Origin of the sequence: Bacillus sp. FSL R5-0820, assembly GCF_038593385.1 — a bacterium.
Lineage (GTDB): Bacteria > Bacillota > Bacilli > Bacillales > Bacillaceae > Bacillus > Bacillus altitudinis.
The window spans coordinates 2982504-3001051 of record NZ_CP151991.1 but is presented as its reverse complement, the minus strand read 5'-3'; the positions used below and the strand labels follow the sequence as shown (position 1 = coordinate 3001051).

General features: G+C 41.8%; 17 protein-coding genes and 1 riboswitch. Of the genes, 10 read left to right on the top strand and 7 right to left on the bottom strand.

Going from position 1 to position 18548, the window contains the following annotated elements:
* Position 1 precedes the first annotated feature (1 nt).
* Positions 2-874, bottom strand: coding sequence for a metal ABC transporter permease (locus NST15_RS15600; protein ID WP_007500236.1), 873 nt, complete (start codon positions 872-874; stop codon positions 2-4).
* Positions 874-1617 carry a metal ABC transporter ATP-binding protein gene (locus NST15_RS15595; RefSeq protein ID WP_008347622.1) on the bottom strand — a complete coding sequence of 248 codons (744 nt, stop codon included), beginning with the start codon at positions 1615-1617 and terminating at the stop codon, positions 874-876. Before NST15_RS15595 ends, NST15_RS15600 begins: the two co-directional genes overlap by 1 nt.
* Positions 1618-2039: 422 nt before the next feature.
* Between NST15_RS15595 and NST15_RS15590 the strand changes: the two genes are divergently transcribed.
* From NST15_RS15590 to NST15_RS15560, 7 genes are all read left to right on the top strand, one after another.
* Positions 2040-4139 (top strand): heavy metal translocating P-type ATPase, encoded by a 2100-nt coding sequence (locus NST15_RS15590; RefSeq protein ID WP_144666047.1) that lies wholly within the window; start codon positions 2040-2042, stop codon positions 4137-4139.
* 116 nt (positions 4140-4255) lie between these two features.
* A complete protein-coding gene (locus NST15_RS15585; protein ID WP_007500240.1) occupies positions 4256-4972 on the top strand; it encodes a DsbA family protein in 717 nt (238 codons plus the stop codon).
* Positions 4969-5382: a disulfide oxidoreductase gene (locus NST15_RS15580; RefSeq protein ID WP_007500241.1), complete on the top strand. Its 414-nt coding sequence runs from the start codon at positions 4969-4971 to the stop codon at positions 5380-5382. The genes NST15_RS15585 and NST15_RS15580 overlap by 4 nt, the downstream gene beginning before the upstream one ends.
* Before the next feature lie 344 nt (positions 5383-5726).
* Positions 5727-6338 (top strand): trimeric intracellular cation channel family protein, encoded by a 612-nt coding sequence (locus tag NST15_RS15575; protein ID WP_007500242.1) that lies wholly within the window; start codon positions 5727-5729, stop codon positions 6336-6338.
* Positions 6339-6658: 320 nt separating this feature from the next.
* On the top strand, positions 6659-8674 hold the full coding sequence (locus NST15_RS15570; RefSeq protein ID WP_048001831.1) for a Na+/H+ antiporter: 2016 nt from the start codon (positions 6659-6661) through the stop codon (positions 8672-8674).
* A 63-nt stretch (positions 8675-8737) separates the two neighbouring features.
* Entirely contained in the window at positions 8738-9607 is an 870-nt protein-coding gene (locus NST15_RS15565; protein ID WP_048001832.1) for an ROK family protein, read from the top strand.
* Between the two features lie 68 nt (positions 9608-9675).
* A complete protein-coding gene (locus NST15_RS15560) occupies positions 9676-10521 on the top strand; it encodes an aldo/keto reductase (protein ID WP_342498641.1) in 846 nt (281 codons plus the stop codon).
* A 181-nt stretch (positions 10522-10702) separates the two neighbouring features.
* Here the strand turns inward: NST15_RS15560 and modB are convergent, their stop codons facing one another.
* The 4 genes from modB to NST15_RS15540 all read right to left on the bottom strand — a co-directional run bounded on the left by modB (position 10703) and on the right by NST15_RS15540 (position 14725).
* Positions 10703-11368 carry a molybdate ABC transporter permease subunit gene (gene modB / locus NST15_RS15555; protein ID WP_058213607.1) on the bottom strand — a complete coding sequence of 222 codons (666 nt, stop codon included), beginning with the start codon at positions 11366-11368 and terminating at the stop codon, positions 10703-10705.
* Positions 11368-12144 (bottom strand): molybdate ABC transporter substrate-binding protein, encoded by a 777-nt coding sequence (gene modA / locus NST15_RS15550; RefSeq protein ID WP_025207971.1) that lies wholly within the window; start codon positions 12142-12144, stop codon positions 11368-11370. The genes modB and modA overlap by 1 nt, the downstream gene beginning before the upstream one ends.
* 115 nt (positions 12145-12259) lie before the next feature.
* Positions 12260-14110: an LTA synthase family protein gene (locus NST15_RS15545; protein ID WP_025207970.1), complete on the bottom strand. Its 1851-nt coding sequence runs from the start codon at positions 14108-14110 to the stop codon at positions 12260-12262.
* A 123-nt stretch (positions 14111-14233) separates the two neighbouring features.
* On the bottom strand, positions 14234-14725 hold the full coding sequence (locus NST15_RS15540) for a metal-dependent hydrolase (protein WP_007500253.1): 492 nt from the start codon (positions 14723-14725) through the stop codon (positions 14234-14236).
* A gap of 171 nt (positions 14726-14896) precedes the next feature.
* Here NST15_RS15540 and NST15_RS15535 point away from each other — a divergent pair, with 171 nt between their 5' ends.
* The 3 genes from NST15_RS15535 to NST15_RS15525 all read left to right on the top strand — a co-directional run bounded on the left by NST15_RS15535 (position 14897) and on the right by NST15_RS15525 (position 17454).
* Positions 14897-15325: a MarR family transcriptional regulator gene (locus NST15_RS15535; protein WP_144626113.1), complete on the top strand. Its 429-nt coding sequence runs from the start codon at positions 14897-14899 to the stop codon at positions 15323-15325.
* Between the two features lie 82 nt (positions 15326-15407).
* Positions 15408-15551, top strand: coding sequence for a small acid-soluble spore protein SspJ (gene sspJ / locus NST15_RS15530; protein WP_008347117.1), 144 nt, complete (start codon positions 15408-15410; stop codon positions 15549-15551).
* Positions 15552-15673: 122 nt separating this feature from the next.
* A riboswitch (Lysine riboswitch) is annotated at positions 15674-15852 on the top strand.
* Positions 15853-16044: 192 nt separating this feature from the next.
* The gene (locus NST15_RS15525) at positions 16045-17454 is read left to right on the top strand and encodes an amino acid permease (protein ID WP_024719806.1); all 1410 of its coding nucleotides are present in this window, start codon (positions 16045-16047) and stop codon (positions 17452-17454) included.
* 37 nt (positions 17455-17491) lie between these two features.
* On the opposite strand, the gene NST15_RS15520 is transcribed toward NST15_RS15525, so the two are convergent.
* Positions 17492-18430, bottom strand: a complete 939-nt coding sequence (locus NST15_RS15520) for an ABC transporter substrate-binding protein (RefSeq protein WP_317328004.1) — start codon at positions 18428-18430, stop codon at positions 17492-17494.
* Between the last annotated feature and the right edge of the window lie 118 nt (positions 18431-18548).

Genomic DNA, 18548 nt, shown 5'->3' with positions numbered 1-18548 from the left:
TTTACATAGACGCTTCCTTTTTTAACTGTGTTCGTTTTCGCTTCGATTTTAAGGATCTCCACAATATCCCTTGTTTCGGTGAAAAGATAAAGGCACTGCCGAATAATATGGTCGCGACCAGTACAATGGAAGCACCAGACGACAAGTTATACGTAAAGCTGAGCCCAAGTCCTACGACGGCTGAAACTGCTCCAAAAAAAGCAGATAAATAAATCATGATCCATAGCCGGTCTGTCAATAAATAAGCGGTGGCAGCTGGTGTAATAAGCATTGCAACAACAAGAATAATACCTACAGTTTGCAGGGATGCCACGGTCACTAAGGTCAATAAGGTCATGAGGAAATAATGGATCATGCGATTCGGTAAACCGTAAACGGAAGAAATCACTGGATCAAATGAACTAATGAGCAGTTCTTTGTAGAAAACAATGACAGCCAGCAAAATGAAAATTCCGATGCCAAGCGTGATCCACATATCAGATGAACGAACGGCTAGTACGTTTCCGAATAAGATATGATATAAATCGCTGGAACTTTTCAAAAATGTAATCAAAATGATCCCAATGGAAAAAAAAGCAGTGAATACGATCCCGATGGCAGAATCATTTTTAATGCGGCTGTTTTGACTGACATATCCGATGCCGATGGCTGTCAGTACACCGGTTAGAACCGCACCAAAGAAAAAGTTAATGCCGAGCATATAAGAGATGGCGACACCTGGAAGTACAGCGTGTGAAATCGCATCTCCCATCAAAGCCATTCCCCGTAATATGATAAAGCAGCCAATGACGCCGCAGATGATCCCTACCATAACGGATGTAAATAACGCTTTTTGTAAAAACGCATATTCAAAAAGTCCGGTTAAGAATTCCATTACGCGTCTCCTCCTGCTGATTTTAAAAATGGCAGCTGTGTTTCGTATGCTTGGAGCATGACCTCAGGACGAAGAATATCATGGACAGGCCCTGCTTTGACCAGCTTCTTATTTAGAAGAACGAGATGGCTGAAGTAATCATCAGCTTTACTTAAGTCATGGTGGACGACCAGAATGGTTTTTCCTTCATCTCGTAATTCCTTCAAAATGCCGATCATCGTTTCTTCACTTGCCATATCAATTCCGACAAATGGTTCATCTAAACAAAAGAGCTGTGCGTTTTGAGCGAGTGCTCGTGCAAGGAAGACACGCTGCTGCTGACCGCCAGATAATTCCCCAATCTGTCTTTTGGCAAAGTCCTGCATTCCGACTTTTTCTAAGCAATGGTACGCATAGGCACGGTCTTCTTTTTTCGGTCGTTTGATCAATCCGAGCTTTGGGTATGTGCCAAGCAGTACGGTATCCAGCACATGGATAGGAAACGTCCAGTCTAGATCATTTCTTTGCGGTACATAGGCGATCTGTTTTCTCACTTGTTTAAAGGGTTGTTCAAAAAAACGAATATCCCCTTGATCCTTTTCAATTAAATCTAAACATGCTTTCAATAAAGTCGATTTACCAGCACCATTTGGACCAATGATTCCAGTCATCGTTCCTTCCTGTATGGAAAGAGAGACGTTTTCTAGTGCATCCTGTCCGTGGTATGAGACATACAGGCGGTCGATTGTTAAAGCGTTTGACATCTCTTGCGGCCCCTTTCGATCATCAATTGCGTTTCCTAAAAATATATGCATACATTTAATAATTTTGACTAAAGGATGAAATGATTCTCTAACGCTAATTTGTTTCCTTAAGGAAACTTTTATCTTATTCTAATCGTATGTCCTTCTTTTGTAAAGAGAAATGCTGAATATTCCCATCAAGCGATCGTTTTTATGTTATGCAACGAAGAGGGGACATGAGCATGGATTATTGAAAATTCACGTGACATCCTTGAATACGAAAAATCTCAAACATTTGCTTATAAATGATTGACAGTTTGTAAGAACTCCTCATATAATAAGGGTAATTCAATATATGAATATGTGCTCATATATAATATCTACAGCAGCTGATAGGTTTGATTGAATCAGGGAAGGCTACTTATATAGAAAAAGGTGAGAACATGAAAAAGATGAAGGATGAATACGTATTAAGCGGTCTCGATTGTGGAAACTGTGCACGTAAAATTGAAACAGGTGTCAGCAAACTCGAAGGAGTGGAAGCTTGCTCAATTAATTTTGCGACGGGTACATTAACTGTGACACATGCTGATGCACAAGAAACGATGTCAAAGCGTATTGAAAAAACCGTTCAGTCCATTGAACCTCATGTGAGTGTATCACCAAAAGAAGAAGGACATCACCACGATCACGATCATGGAACAAAGAATTTAAAAACGATTGTACTGAAATTAATTGGTGGTGCAGTCATTGGAACGGCGGCTTATTTTATACCTGACAATGGCTTACTGAAGTTCATCATGTTTTTCGCCGCGTATTTACTAGTTGGCGGAGATGTTGTCTTGAAAGCACTGAAAAATATTGTGCGCGGTCAAGTATTTGATGAGAACTTCTTAATGACCATAGCTACAGTTGGTGCTTTTGTGATTCAGCAGTATCCTGAGGCACTGGCAGTCATGCTGTTTTACCAAATTGGAGAACTGTTCCAAGGGGCAGCTGTGAATCGCTCTAGAAAATCAATTAGCGAATTAATGAATATCCGTCCAGAATACGCAAACCTCAAAGTGGGGCAAGAAACAAAAAAGGTAAAGCCGGAAGAAGTCAAAGCTGGTGACCGTATTGTCGTTAAACCAGGTGAAAAAATTCCTTTGGATGGACGTGTGATAGACGGTTATTCTCTTGTGGATACCTCTGCACTAACTGGGGAGTCTGTTCCAAGAGATGTGGAAGCAGGAAAAGAAGTGCTTGCTGGATTTGTGAACCAAAACGGTATTCTTGAAATTGAAGTGCAAAAAGAGCTCAGTGAGTCAGCGGTTACGAAGATTTTGGATTTAGTCGAAAATGCAAGCAGCCGTAAAGCGCAGACAGAAAACTTTATCACAAAGTTCGCTAAATATTATACACCTGCTGTGGTCGTGCTAGCTTTATTGCTTGCCTTTGTACCACCGCTTCTCATCCCATCAGCTCAATTGTCTGATTGGGTGTACCGGGCACTTGTCTTTCTTGTCATTTCGTGTCCATGTGCTCTCGTTGTATCCATTCCATTAGGTTTCTTTGGCGGGATTGGTGCCGCATCAAAACGAGGCATTTTAGTGAAAGGCAGTAATTACTTAGAAGCCTTGAACTCTGTCCGCTATGCGGTGTTTGATAAAACAGGTACTTTGACAAAAGGGAACTTTACAGTCACTCATATCGAAGCAGCGAATGAGAAATGGTCAGAAGAGGAATTGCTTTCTTTTGCAGCGCTGGCAGAAGCGCATTCTTCGCATCCGATTGCGGAATCGATTAAGGCGGCTTACGGGGCGTCTCTTGATGAGAGCCAGATCGAATCTTACGAGGATATTGCGGGTCATGGGATCAAAGCGACAATTCGCGGAGCTCATGTATTGGCAGGTAACCATCGCCTGATGGAACGAGAGGGCATTGCTTTTGAAAAAGAAAAACGAAGCGGAACGGTTGTGTATTTAGCAATAGACGGTGAGTTTGCGGGATCGATCTTGATTGCAGATGAAGTAAAAGACGATGCAGTTGAAGCGATATCTTCTCTAAAAGCTGCGGGCATTCAAACCGTGATGCTTACAGGGGATGCTGCGCAAGTAGGAAATGCAGTCGCACAACAGATCGGCATTGACGAAGTTCACACTGAATTATTGCCACAGGATAAAGTCGCCAAAATCGAAGACATGTATGAGAAAAAAGCATCTCAAGACAAATTATTGTTTGTTGGTGACGGCATAAACGATACGCCGGTTTTGGCAAGAGCGGATATAGGTATTGCCATGGGTGGACTTGGTTCAGATGCAGCAGTTGAAGCGGCTGATATTGTGATTATGACAGATCAGCCATCGAAGGTAGCGGAAGCTATTGCTGTCGCTAAAAGAACGAGAGCCATCGTATGGCAGAATATTGCGTTTGCTCTTGGGGTGAAGGCCGTCTTCCTCATACTTGGTGCATTCGGTATTGCAACGATGTGGGAAGCCGTCTTCTCGGATGTTGGTGTTACTGTTCTGGCTGTTTTAAATGCGATGAGGGTCATGAAATAAAATTGTAAGGAAAAATTCATGAATAGCGTCTTTCATAATAGACCCCCTCTTGTTAAAATAGAAGAAGTTGGATAATGGCATTTTCCTGAGCTGTTATCCTTTTTCTTTGTAAAGGAATGAATGAAAAAGATAAGGTAGGTGCTTTTGTGAGTAAAAAAAATAATCAATCTTCATCCATCAAGTTTGCAGTTATATTAACCATCATTGCAGCTCTTCTCATCGGTATTTTCGTTGTGATCGGTAACAACAACAGCCAAGAAGCACAAACAGTCGACAGTAAGCCGTCTATTAAAGGACAGCCTGTCATGGGAGATCAAAAGGCAAAAGTGCAAGTTGTCGAGTTTGGGGACTACAAATGTCCATCATGTAAATCATTTGAGACAGACATTTTCCCAAAATTGAAAGCAGACTACATAGATAAAGGCGATGTATCCTTCTCATTTATTAACTTACCACTGCCTGTTCATGGGGACGGTGCGGTATTAGCAGCACTGGCTTCTGAAGAAGTGTGGAAAGAAGATCCGAAAAACTTCTGGGCATTTCATGAAGCGGTCTACAACGCACAACCAGATAGTGAAGCAGAATGGGTAACGCCAGCAAAGCTCACCGAATTGGCGAAGAAGACAACGAAAATTGATACGGACAAGCTGAAAGATAACCTATCAAAGAAAACATATCAGCCACAGCTGAACACAGATGATCAGCTGGTGAATCAATACAAAGTAAATGCAACACCAACTATTTTCATTAACAATAAACAAGTCCAAAACTTTTATGACTATGATGAAATCAAAGAATTAATTGATCAAGAGCTGAAAGGGAAAAAATCATGAAGAATAAACTGATTTACTTATACAGCGCTTGGATCGTCTCGATTGTGGCGACGATGAGCAGCCTGTATTTAAGTGAAGTAAAGAAGTTTATTCCATGTGATATGTGCTGGTTTCAGCGCATTTTCATGTATCCGCTTGTGCTTTTACTTGGAATTGCTACATTCCGTGGCGATGTCAAAGTGAAGTACTACGTTCTCCCTTTGGCCGGAATTGGTGCTTGCTTTTCCATCTATCATTATATGGAACAAAAGATTCCAGGCTTTGCATCGATTCGCCCTTGTCTAAGCGGTATTCCTTGTTCCGTTGATTATCTGAACTGGTTTGGTTTTATCACCATTCCACTCTTAGCTCTCATTGCATTTATTCTGATCATCATTAGTATGCTGCTTTTAAATGCAAAAGAAGATTGAGGAGATAGCCTGCTTTTAAGCAGGCTGCAGCGTGTAGACAAACCCTCGCATTCTTTGTCAGTCCTGCGTGCTGGTGCTCACGAATGTCAAATTCGCTCCGCGCCAGTACTCGTCCTTCCTAGACTGCAAAGGTTTTCTATCACGCTGAAAAGAAGACAAAGGGATAAAATCAAGTTCATTTTAGCCCTTTGTCAACAATCTGAGCCTGCTTTTAAGCAGGCTATTTTTTATTTTTGCAAAAAGATAAAATTTAAAGAAAATTTGTATTGCTTTTCATTTGTGTCAGATATACATTAAGGGGAGAGTGTTAGATGATCAGACAATGGTAAGGAGATAAGCGGAAAATGGCATGGGAAGTCTTAAGTATTATAGGCATTGTGGCATTCGCCATTAGTGGTGCGATTGTCGCAATGGAGGAAGAGTACGATATTCTTGGTGTGTACATTTTAGGGATTGTCACAGCATTTGGCGGTGGAGCGATTCGGAATCTATTAATTGGTCTTCCGGTGTCTGCTTTATGGTCGCAGGGCAAAATGTTTACCATTGCCCTTGTATCCATTACGATCGTGTTCCTATTTCCAAAGCTTTTACTCAAGCACTGGAGCACGTGGGGGAATTTCTCGGATGCGATCGGTTTAGCAGCCTTTGCGATTCAAGGTGCATTATTTGCTGTACAAAGAGAGCTCCCGCTCAGTGCGGTCATTGTGGCAGCCATTTTGACTGGAAGCGGCGGCGGCATTGTGCGTGATTTATTAGCAGGACGAAAGCCGCTTGTACTAAAAGCAGAGATTTACGCAGTATGGGCAGCCCTAGGCGGCTTACTCGTCGGACTCGGCTTAGCGCAAGGGGAGCTTGCTTTATATCTGCTGTTTGTCATCCTCGTCATATGCAGGGTTTGTTCCTACTTATTCAAATGGCGGCTTCCCGCAAGGTCTTATTTTTTAAATAAAGGGTAAAACGAAAAAAGGGCGATGTCGCTCTTTTTTTTATGTGTTATTCGAGCTTGATGTCAGCAGGTCAAGCTGTTTTCGTGTAAAATAAAAGTAGGTTCTTTATTCATCATTGGAACAATACACGAGATGAAAATGTTGTCATTTGACTGAATATGTAGATTCAGTCTTTTTTTGCCTAGATGGATTGTTATGTGTTGGTTTCGCTTTTTGCGGGATACTAAAGAAACGCTCATGACCGAACGGATGGATCTGAAAGAAATGAACACATCTTTGCATGTAAGCAAAACATGACGGAAAAAATGAAATGGGAGGGACATGTACTAGTGGAGATTTTTTTGGCAGTGCTCGTACTACTAGCACTCATTGCATCATCTAATATTATCAATCGTTTTCTGCCCTTTATTCCAGTTCCATTAATCCAAGTGGGTTTAGGGATATTGGTCGCAGCTTTTCCTTCAGGTTTACATATTTCTTTAAATCCTGAGCTATTCTTCGTTTTATTTATTGCACCGCTGTTATTTAATGATGGGAAGCGTACCCCAAGGGACGAGCTGTGGAAATTAAGAGCGCCCATTCTTCTATTAGCTTTAGGGCTCGTATTTGCGACAGTCATTGTCGCAGGATATACCATCCATTGGATGATTCCAAGCATACCACTTCCAGCTGCATTTGCGCTTGCAGCGATTTTATCACCGACAGATGTGGTTGCTGTAAGTGCACTTTCCAGCCGTGTGAATATGCCAAAGGGGATCATGAGACTGCTGGAAGGCGAAGGGCTGATGAACGATGCGTCAGGACTTGTTGCTTTTAAATTTGCTATTGCAGCAACGGTTACAGGGGCATTTTCCATTGCAGAGGCATCCTTTAGCTTTGTTCTGATTGCTGCTGGCGGATTATTGACCGGATTTATTCTGTCGTTTTTTATCATTCGTTTCCGCTATTTTCTCCGCCGTTTAGGCATGGACGATGTCACAATGCACATCATCCTGCAAATCCTCACGCCGTTTGTGATTTATTTAGCAGCGGAAGAAATTGGCGTATCCGGCATTTTAGCCGTTGTTGCCGGTGGTGTGACACATGCCATCGAGCAAGACCGAATGGAAGCGAATTTAGCAAAGCTGCAAATTGCTTCTTCAAACACGTGGAATATTATTTTATTTATTTTAAATGGCCTTGTTTTCGTTTTACTTGGGTTACAAATTCCTGATGTATCGACCGTCATTTTCCAAGATGAAGCCTTTAATAATATGCAGGTCATCAGTTACATTTTAATCATTACATTCTGTCTGATGATTCTCAGATTCCTATGGGTATGGCTGTTCTGGGCAGGGAACTGGAGTGTATCGAAAAAGAAGAACGCGAAAAAACCGAAGCTGCGTGCTTCCATGCTGATGACATTCTCTGGTGTTCGTGGTGCTGTTACATTAGCAGGTGCTTTCTCCATCCCATTTACGCTTGCAGACGGCTCACCATTCCCTGAGCGCCATTTAATTATTTTCCTCGCAGCAGGCGTCATTTTATGTACACTCATTTTAGCGAGTGTCTTGCTGCCTATTTTATCGGAGAAAAAAGATAAGCAAGTGGATGTGGACTTAGATACAAAGATTCAGCACGCAAAACGGAAGCTGCTGAGAAGTGCCATTAAAACCCTAAAAGAAGGAATGAATGAAGACAATCGAGAAGTCTCCCTTGCACTCATCAATGATTACCGAATGAAGCTACGAAATATTCAGCGGGAACCGTACCAGTTTGGGATGAGAAAACAAGAGAGAAAAATCAGACTGCACGGCATTAAAGCAGAACAGATGAAACTTCAGCAGTTGATTGAGGAAGAGAAAATCGACAAAGAAGAAGCATATGAGCTGCAGGAGAGATTTCATGAGCTGGAAATGCTCTATTCCAACTCCTTTAAAATTCGTTTCTCAAAAGTGAAGTTTCTGCGCTTACTACAATGGCTTCAACTATGGCGTCCGCATCAGCGTATTTCAAGCGGCATATTAGAAAACGAGGAATCGTATAAACAAATCCGCAAGAAAACGGCTGAAGCTGCGGTGGATTCTATTAAGCACCATATGACCGAAGACAATCAACAAACGTGTCATCAAGTCATTGGGTTTTACAATCAAGTGATATTCCGCTGTGAACATGGTCCTTCTTTCTTCCAGCAAAAGGATCGCACGTTTGACCGGAAGAAGAAAGAGCTTAACTTCCAAGCCGTACAGTCGATTCGTAATGAAATCCAAACCTTATATGAAAATGGCGAAATCAATCGTGATATTGCCCATCATTTAAGGGAGTATATCAATGACATGGAAGCAGTCTTACTGACCAATACATGATGTTGTCATCTTCTCCCCTATGTTTTATGATGAAAAAAAGAGACGAGCAGGGGGAGAGGCAGGATGACATATTACGGAGCGATTGAAGCTGGGGGGACAAAGTTCTGCTGTGCCATTGGCAATGAGCATGGGGATATCATAGAGGAATTAACCATTCCAACAGAGCACCCGGAAAAAACCATCCAATCACTTATTCCATTTTTTCAGCAACATGAAATTGCAGCATTAGGGGTCGGTTCCTTTGGACCGATTTGTGTCCAGAAAGACGATCCTTCTTATGGTTACATCATGAATACGCCGAAGGTTGAATGGAAGCATTACCCGTTGATACCTGAGCTGGAGAAACAATTAGGCGTACCGGTGTCCTTTACGACAGATGTCAATGCCGCAGCATTAGGTGAACTGACAAAAGGGGCCGCCAAAGGGCTAAGCAGCTGTCTGTATATCACGGTCGGTACGGGGATCGGTGCCGGGGCTGTTGTGAAACATGAGCTTCTTCACGGTCACTCACATCCAGAAATGGGACACATCCTGGTCAGGCAGCATGAATCAGATCAGTTTGAGGGTGTCTGCCCAGCGCATGGTACTTGCTTAGAAGGACTGGCGGCAGGACCAGCTATTGAGGCAAGGTGGGGAAAGCCGGCTAAAGAGCTTACCGAAGAAGAAGCAGTTTGGTCTCTTGAAGCAGATTATTTAGCACAGGCATTAATGCAATACACGCTGATATTAAGCCCAGAGCGCATCATAATGGGTGGAGGCGTCATGAAGCAAAAACAGCTATTTCCGCTCATTCGAGAGAAGCTGGCTGCGTATGTCAATGATTATGTCGACATGCCGCCGCTTGATACATACATTGTCTCTCCTGGACTTGAGGACAAGGCAGGTATGACAGGTGCTTTGCTGTTAGCGATTGAAGCGAAGAGAAACGCCTGATAATAGAGTTTTCAAACGCAACATGAGATAATGAAAAAGATGGAATCTATGAAAAGGTGGTTGTTAACATGGTCAAAAGCTTGAATGATACCGTAACACTAAATAACGGAGTAAAAATGCCATGGTTTGGTTTAGGTGTATTCAAAGTGGAGGACGGCAACCAAGTGGTTGATGCCGTCAAAGCAGCCATACGAAACGGTTATCGCAGCATTGATACGGCTGCCGTTTATAAAAACGAGACAGGCGTAGGGAAAGCCATTAAAGAATCTGGCGTCAAAAGAGAAGAATTGTTCATTACGTCAAAAGTATGGAACACAGATCAAGGATATGACAAAGCACTCGCTGCATTCGATGCAAGCTTAAACCGGCTCGGTCTTGATTACTTAGACCTCTATTTGATTCATTGGCCTGGACCAAATGCAGATACATTTAAAGAGACATGGCGTGCGCTTGAGAAGCTTTATAAAGATGGAAAAGTAAGAGCGATTGGTGTCAGCAACTTCTATGTGCAGCATTTAGAAGAGCTGTTAAAAGATGCGGAGGTTGTTCCAGCGGTGAACCAAGTGGAGTTTCATCCAAAACTGACACTTGTCGAATTACGACAATATGCGAAAGAAAAAGGCATTCAAATTGAAGCATGGTCTCCGCTGATGCAAGGAAAGCTTTTGGATCATGACGTATTAAAGGAAATTGCAGCACAATACAACAAATCTGTGGCTCAAGTGATCTTGCGTTGGGATCTGCAAAGCGGCGTTGTCACCATTCCAAAATCAATCAATGAAGAACGCATTAAACAAAATGCCGACATTTTTGACTTCGAGCTTTCACAAGAAGACATGGAAAAAATCAATGCACTTAATAATAATGAACGTGTCGGGTCTAATCCAGAAACGATGACGGTTGGGTTTGAATAAATATAAAATCCCCTTTGCGTGTAGACAAACCCTCGCATATTTTGTCAGTGAGTACTGGTGCTTCCTAGACTAGCAAAGGTTTTCTATCACGCTGAAAAAAGACAAAGGGCTAAAATTAAGTTCATTTTAGCCCTTTGTCAACAATCTGAATCCCCTTTCTCAAAAAGAGAAAGGGGATTTTTTAATTCCTGCTTCGGCGCACAGCCAACAGCATGAGAAAAGACAAGATCACAATACAAATGGTCCAAGCCCACGCAAGTTCCATTCGTCCAGAATCAATCGCCACATAGATGGCTGTTGGGAGGGTTTGCGTTTTCCCAGGAATGTTGCCGGCGAACATTAAAGTCGCTCCAAATTCTCCTAAGGCCCTTGCAAAACTTAGAACCGCACCAGAGAGAAGAGATGGCAGTGCGAGTGGGACGGTAATATAGGCAAAGACCTGGAAAGAATGCGCACCATCAACTTTTGCAGCACCTTCAATGTCTGACTCAATCGTAGAAAAACCAGCTTTTGCTGATTGATACATGAGTGGGAATGCGACAACCGTCGATGCAATGACCGCTGCCCAATAAGTGAAGATGACAGGCTGATGGAAGATCCATTCAATGGCTTGTCCAATCACACTGTGCTTTCCGAACACGACGAGCAGCAGAAATCCTACGACCGTTGGCGGCAGGACAAGCGGCATCATGAGGAGCGTTTCCACGATCATTTTTCCTTTGAAAGATGTACGCGCCATCCAAAAACCAATGGACGTTCCTAAAACGACAGCCAATAACCCGCTGAAAGCAGCCACTTGTACGGACAGCCAGATAGGTGAAAGAAAATCTTCGGTCAGCATCGGCATTATTTCACTTGAAAGCCGTACTTTTTAAAAATCGCTGCGGCTGGATCTGATTGGAGATATTGAAAAAATGCTTTCGCTTCCTTCATATGTTCGGTCTGTTTGACAATGCCAACTGGATAAATGATGGGGGAATGCATGTCCTGATTTGCCTCATCTACTATCTTTACTTTGCGAGAAACGAGCGCGTCCGTCTTATACACGACACCAGCTTCCACATTTCCTGTTTCGACATAGTTTAATACTTGACGAACATCCTTGCCATAGACAGCGTTCTGTTTCACTTGGTCCCATATATTCAGTTTTGTAAAAATCTCTTTTGCATATGTACCAGCAGGAACAGATTCAGGTGTGCCAAGCGCTATCTTTCCTTTTATGTGCTGAACATCGCGGAAGGTTTTGATAGAAGAGGAACCTTCTTTTGGCACGATGAGAACAAGCTCATTTTGTATGGCATCCTTTGTATGATCCTGATCGATGTCGCCAGATTGAACAAGGTTATCAAAAGGCTCTTCAGCTGCTGAGAAGAAGAGATCCGCTTTTGCTCCTTGAGCGATTTGCTGCTTCAATGCACCTGATGACCCGAAATTATTCGTTAGTTTCACGTTTGGATGATCATCTTCATAGGCAGATTCAATCTCTTTCAAAGCATCCTGCAGGCTTGCCGCCGCTGAAATCACAAGTTCTGTCTTTTTGCTTTGATCTGATGACGTCGACTCCGTTTGACACCCAGTCAGGAGCAAACAGATGGTGACGTAGGTTAAGAATAAATATTTCATGATCACACCTCTTTATCATTCAACATCATGTGTATCCTTTATTATAATCAAACTTATTTGACCATTCATAGGTTTTCAGGAAAAGAGAAAAGAAAAAGCCGCCAGAGGGCAGCTTTTAATGCTGATAAAAACGTAGTAAGTTCCCGTTGATCACTTTATCTGATAGAGACAGCTCTTTATTGGCTTTTTCTATATAAGGCTGGCATACTTCATCTTCTTCAACAGGTTGTTTTGTTTTTTGATCATAGCACGTGTTCTTTGTATAAAGATAATCATCTGTAATAAAGTTTCCATTTCTCAGCACAGCGAACGGTGTACGCTCATTGGAGAAAAGGTCATTTCCAAATTGAATGGCATCTTTTGATTCAATGCCGAGTAAATGAAGAAGTGTCGGTTTGACATCCATTTGACCGGCTGTTTCAGAAATGGTTTGAGGGGCCTCGTCTGTCACCCCAGGAATGTAAATCAAAAAAGGGACCCGCTGCAGTTTAACCGCATCAAACGGTGTGATTTCATCCTGCTTCAGCAGCTCTGCCATTGCCTCATGATGTGCTTCTGAAATGCCATAGTGGTCTCCCATCAGGACAAACATTGTATTTTCATATAGTCCTTCTTCTTTCATTCGTTCAAAGAACCTTTTGATGGCTTCATCTTGATAGCGGACGGTGGTCACATAGCGGTTTAAAATGGTGCTAGTCGAATCATATTCATCAATGAACTGATCCTTTGGATCAATTTCAAATGGGAAGTGATTGGTTAAGGTAATAAACGTGCTGTAATAAGGCGCCTTCAGCTTTTTTAAATAATCAATGGATTGGTCAAAAAAGTCGATATCTTTTAAGCCCCAGCCAGTCGAATTCTGTTCATTGACATCAAATGAATCGACATCATAAAAGCGGTCAATCCCAAGAGATTCATACATCACATCACGATTCCAGAACGTTTTATTATTCGCATGAAATTGGACGGATTGATAATTCTCTTTTTTCAATTGCTTGTACAGTGTGTCATATTCGTTGTCACTCGCTGTGAAAAAGACAGCGCCACTGCTAGATGGATAGAGGGAGTTTGCGACGATAAACTCTGAGTCCGACGTTTTGCCTTGCTCTGTCTGCTGATAAAATTCATCGAAATAGAAGCTTTTTTTGGCAAGTTGATTTAAAAATGGGGTGATGTATTGTCCATTCACCTTTTGATTCATGACAAATTGCTGTGTTGATTCAAGTGAAATGAACACGACATTTTTGCCTTTAGCAAGTCCAAAATAGTCTTCATTCGGTGCACTGTAATCAGCTTTTGTGTAGTTTGCCACTGTTGAAAGTGTATCTTCGTCAGCAAAGGCTTTTTGTCCAATACGTGCTGTTTGAGCGGCACCGTCATACAAATGGAATTGAAACAGCCCAAGGTTGCGTACAATGACTTCTCGATCATATGAGCTTGTCAAAAATCGAGGGTGATCCATCATGGCTGAGCTGACATGGAACAATAGAAAACTGCAGCAAACCACATAGTATGTTTTGATCGTCTTAAAAGACGCTTTTGGTGATAACGGTTTCCGTTTTAAGAGCCATGCCAGCACCACAAAATCAATCAGCATGAGTATAAATAGCGGATGAAACAATTCAGTCATACTGCTGCCCATATCTCCCATGTTCTTTGCTTGAAATAAGACAGGAATGGTAATGAAATCAATATAAAAACCGTAAAAGATCGTATTCGATATCAAAATGGCTGTCAAAATAAAATTTGTGGTCAATAAAAAGACCTTTTGTTTCGTTTCATTTAAGAAAAGAGCAATCCCAAACAAAGGGAGCAAAAAGCTAAGTGGATTGATCAAAAGCAGCCACTCGTGAAACAGATTGGCCGTTCGTATATGAAATCCGAATTGATAAATGATGTATGTTTTCATCCACATAAAGAGGATGGAGTACACTAAAAACCAGTGATTTTTGAAAAACGCTTTCATTTATGTAGCTCCTCACCATTCTGTATTCAGCTGCAAGGCAAAAACACTTATCTTAAAACTACTAAAAAAATGAGGAATGATCAATTCATATCCTGCTTTTTTGCAAAACTCTTTTTTCTTTTTCTAAAACGGCAATGGGATGGATATTCCGCAAATGACAGCCATGTAATAGCAGGTGACAATGGTCAGAGCAGCTAGTACGACTTGTTCTCCTGTGCTGCCTGTTTTGACATAAAAGGGGAGACGTACTTTTATGGTCGCGGGGAACAAAAATTTAATACCGTTCACTGTGCCTGCATCAAGGATGAGGTGGCTTGCCATCCCAACTAGTAACCCGGTACTGAGGCTGTCATTTGGAATGTATGTTGTCGCAATAAAATAAATGATCAGCAGAAATAATAAACTATGTGTAAAGGTGCGGTGCCCGAACACACTACTGATCAGTGTGGAAAGGAGCGGGAATTTCCTGCCGATTTTGCTTTTTGTATGACATAGATCTGGGATGAGGGCACCTACTGATCCTGCAGCAGCCATCGTCACTGGTTCGAATCCGTAATAATAGGCGACGGCTGTGGAGGCGGCAATTCCGCCCATAATATGTGTTTTTCCTGTCATGATGCGTACTCCTGTTCTGTTTTTTGTTCAAGTACTCACTATATCAAGGGTGAATCCATTCAGCAAGGCTTATTTCTAAAGAAAAATGGGATAAAATAGTTGGCTGTTTGGAAAAACATTCTATAATAAGAAGGAAGTCATGTTGACACTAACGATAAGGATGCGATTCGGATGAGTAATGCAGACATTTTAAAAGAAATTGTTCTTGTACATTATGAAGTCAGCCGTAAATTAAACCGCAAGTTACTTGAGTTAGAAAAAGACATCACGCCTCCACAGATATATGCTCTTTCTATATTGATACAAGGAAAAGTATCATATGCTGAAGAGCTCAAACAAAGACTCTCTCTCAACCCAGGTGCCGCTTCTATTGCCCTCAATAAATTATGTGAGCAAGGCTACATTCAGAGAGAAAGGGACAAGGACGATCATTCCCTGGTCCGGCTAGAAGCCACGGAAAAAGGGCTGGCTATTTACGAAAAGCATACACGTCTTTTTGGAAAGGTAATTCAGCATATGATGTCAGACTTCACAGAGGAAGACTTAAAAACCTTTCTAACATATTTACAAAAAATGAGACAGACCTTTCACGATGAATGAACCGCTCCTCTTTGTATAATGCTGAGCGCTGTAGCACAAATTAAACAGGCAAAGGCATTTTAAGAAAAGGGGGGAAATAGCGATGTCATTTTTCCAAAAGGATAAAAAGGCGAAAAGCGAGAAAGACCATCAGCAGGTAGATCAGCTGTTAGAAGAAGCAAGTAAAGAACTAGCAGGCGATCCGCTTCAGGAAGCTGTCCAAAAGAAGAAAAACAACCATCAATAAGCTGACAGAAAGGCGGAGAATCATTTCTCTGCCTTTTTTCTATGTTTTTCCCTTTGACAGATATGAGAATGTTTGATAACCTTCGTGTAGTAAAAATGAATAGAAATCCTCACGCTATGTCTCAGTGAGGTAGAGGTTGCGCGGATGATGAGTCACTCATGGGAGAGATGGAATCGTTGATCATGAGAAAAAAGGCATCAGCGCCGAAGTGTAGAGAGAGCTCCAACTTTCTTTATGCTGGGTCTGCATTGAACAAATGCAGGACTGCCACGTCTTTGAAGCGTGGAGGGCTATCCGGAGATCAAGGTGTATGTTTTGAAAAGCATGGACTTTTGTTCAGGCTTTTTTTTATGTTCTGATTGCCTAAGAAAAGGGTATGCTGGTAAGAAAGTGACCCAACATGAACATAAAGAATGCAAGTCATTGCTTCACAAATATATCAATGAAGATACTGCCGGGTCTGGTCCAAAGTGAATATAACGGAGGTACGAAAATGGAACAGACAAAAAAATGGGGTTTTTGGTTATTGACGGCTTTTGTCGTCGGAAATATGGTAGGTTCAGGTATCTTTATGCTGCCTAGTACACTTGCCCAGCATGCAAGTCCTTTAGGTGTGACGATGGCATGGCTTGTCACAGGTGGTGGCGTACTGATGATTGCCTTTGTGTTTGGACATTTGTCCATTCATAAACCGCAGCTAACAGCTGGACCACAAAGCTATGCAAGAGCGCTTTTTAAAGATCCGAAAAAAGGAAAAGCAGCCGGTTTTACAATGGTTTGGGGATATTGGGTGGCAAGCTGGATTAGTAATGTCGCCATTATCACAAGCCTAGCCGGTTATTTAACAACCTTTTTCCCAATTTTAACCGTGAAAACGGAGATCTTTACTTTTGGAAAAGAAGCGATCACACTTGGTCAGCTCACAACGTTTATCGTATGTACAATCCTTCTATGGGGGACTCATACGATTTTAATTACAAGCTTAAGCGCAGCAAGTAAGCTGAACTTTATTACGACCTTTTCAAAGGTGCTTGGATTCGTCCTTTTTATTGTCGCAGGCTTATTTGCATTCCAAACAGCATTATTTGAACATTATTACTTCCCTGTTGAAGCAGCAAGTGGTGAAGGAGTGCTCGGACTTGGAGGCCAAATTCATCATGCGGCCATTTCCACACTATGGGCATTTATCGGCATCGAATCTGCTGTCATTTTATCAGGAAGAGCTTCCTCGCAGCGTGATGTCAAACGTGCGACGATTACAGGACTTTTAATTGCACTGTCTATTTATATGATTATTACCTTGATTACAATGGGCGTTCTGCCGCATGATCAATTGCAAGGTTCTGATAAACCATTCGTAGACGTGCTTCAGCTGATTATCGGACCGGCTGGCGGCATTGTCATGGCACTTCTTGCGATCATTTGTTTATTTGGTTCGATGCTTGGCTGGATTTTGCTTGGTTCTGAAGTCCCTTATCAAGCAGCAAAAGCTGGCGATTTCCCAGCAGTGTTTGCGAAAACAAACAAAAAGGGGAGCCCTGTTTTTGCTTTGACTGTCACAAATATCATGTCTCAGCTGTTTATTTTCTCAGTCATGTCACGTACGATTAATGAAGCCTTTACTTTCTTAACAACATCAGCGACACTTGCGTATCTCATTCCGTATATCGTGTCGTCGATCTACAGCTTTAAGGTCATCATGCAAGGTGACACATATGAGCTCCAAAAAGGAAACCGGACAAGAGACGGGATCATTGCGCTTGTGGCCATGGGGTATTCCGCTTGGGTCATTATTTCAGGCACAGCTGATTTCAAAACATTTGGTCTTGGTATTGGATTGTTCTTAGTTGGCATTTTACTCTACCCATTCATGTCCAAAAAATTTGCCAAAGGTACAGTTTAAAAAATACGTTTCTCCAGCATTGGAGAAACGTATTTTTTTATGAGGCAGATGTTAATTGATCCACAATAAATTCGAGCTGACCTTCTAGTGACACAGGGTCATTAAAGAAGTAACCGACTGTATCTGTTTCAAATACGCGTTTGTTTTGGACAGCAGGAAGTGATGCCCAGATGCTGCTTTTATACACTTGATCGCCATTACTTTTTGATCCACTCCATGGGCTGGTGAAAATATAATCACCTGCAAATTCTGGAAGCTTTTCAAGAGAAATGTTTGCATAACCGACACCACTGTCGATGGCTTCTTTTTGGACGGCCTTCGGAGCTTTTAATTTCAGCTCGTCATAAATGATTTCACCACCGCGTGCAAAAGTGTTACCGAAAATGTAAATGCCCTTATCGAATGGTGATACGATCGAAACGGTTTTGTTTCCTACAGCTTTTGTTACTTTTGGTTTCACTTCAGCAATTTTGGCATCCCATTTTGTGATCCAATCCGTTGCTTTTTTTGATGTGCCTGTCATTTTACCGAATTCTTTTAGCTGGTCTTTAAACGAATATTGATTGTATTGAATGGCAACTGTAGGTGCAATTTTTTTGTATTGATCAAATTTCTCATCTTCTCCCCAAGCAATGATCATATCTGGCTTCAAAGAGGCTACTTTCTCAACAGAGGGAGATTTTCCGAGATTTTTCACTCCATCTGTTTTCCCTTTATAGAAAGGGTTTTTAAAGATGGGCGCAGTGGCAGCAATTGGGGTTTTGCCGAGTGTGACGAGATCCCCGTAATAGCTTTCCGCCAGAAGCACAATTCGTTGTGGGTTTTGAGGCAGTTTCACTTCACCCTTTACATCTCGATAGGTGATCGTGTCATTTTTTTTGGCTCCCGATTCTTTATTGGAAGTGCTGCCGCAAGCAGCAGTAAAAATCATAAGGGTCATGAAGGAAATCAAAAGAAGTCCAGTTCGTTTTTTCACAAAAGTTCGCTCCTATTCAATTGTTTATGATAATGATTCTCATTCGCGATTATATCTTAACATGATAGAAGAAAAAATGCATCGGCTATTTTATGACCAAAATGAAAATGGTGAAATT

What these genes read in the sequence shown, in the direction of transcription:
- NST15_RS15600 (WP_007500236.1), bottom strand. Translation starts at nt 874, where the DNA reads ATGGAATTCTTAACCGGACTTTTTGAATATGCGTTTTTACAAAAAGCG.
- NST15_RS15595 (WP_008347622.1), bottom strand. Translation starts at nt 1,617, where the DNA reads ATGTCAAACGCTTTAACAATCGACCGCCTGTATGTCTCATACCACGGA.
- NST15_RS15590 (WP_144666047.1), top strand. Translation starts at nt 2,040, where the DNA reads ATGAAAAAGATGAAGGATGAATACGTATTAAGCGGTCTCGATTGTGGA.
- NST15_RS15585 (WP_007500240.1), top strand. Translation starts at nt 4,256, where the DNA reads ATGAATGAAAAAGATAAGGTAGGTGCTTTTGTGAGTAAAAAAAATAAT.
- NST15_RS15580 (WP_007500241.1), top strand. Translation starts at nt 4,969, where the DNA reads ATGAAGAATAAACTGATTTACTTATACAGCGCTTGGATCGTCTCGATT.
- NST15_RS15575 (WP_007500242.1), top strand. Translation starts at nt 5,727, where the DNA reads ATGGCATGGGAAGTCTTAAGTATTATAGGCATTGTGGCATTCGCCATT.
- NST15_RS15565 (WP_048001832.1), top strand. Translation starts at nt 8,738, where the DNA reads ATGACATATTACGGAGCGATTGAAGCTGGGGGGACAAAGTTCTGCTGT.
- NST15_RS15560 (WP_342498641.1), top strand. Translation starts at nt 9,676, where the DNA reads ATGGTCAAAAGCTTGAATGATACCGTAACACTAAATAACGGAGTAAAA.
- modB (WP_058213607.1), bottom strand. Translation starts at nt 11,368, where the DNA reads ATGCCGATGCTGACCGAAGATTTTCTTTCACCTATCTGGCTGTCCGTA.
- modA (WP_025207971.1), bottom strand. Translation starts at nt 12,144, where the DNA reads ATGAAATATTTATTCTTAACCTACGTCACCATCTGTTTGCTCCTGACT.
- NST15_RS15545 (WP_025207970.1), bottom strand. Translation starts at nt 14,110, where the DNA reads ATGAAAGCGTTTTTCAAAAATCACTGGTTTTTAGTGTACTCCATCCTC.
- NST15_RS15540 (WP_007500253.1), bottom strand. Translation starts at nt 14,725, where the DNA reads ATGACAGGAAAAACACATATTATGGGCGGAATTGCCGCCTCCACAGCC.
- NST15_RS15535 (WP_144626113.1), top strand. Translation starts at nt 14,897, where the DNA reads ATGAGTAATGCAGACATTTTAAAAGAAATTGTTCTTGTACATTATGAA.
- sspJ (WP_008347117.1), top strand. Translation starts at nt 15,408, where the DNA reads ATGTCATTTTTCCAAAAGGATAAAAAGGCGAAAAGCGAGAAAGACCAT.
- NST15_RS15525 (WP_024719806.1), top strand. Translation starts at nt 16,045, where the DNA reads ATGGAACAGACAAAAAAATGGGGTTTTTGGTTATTGACGGCTTTTGTC.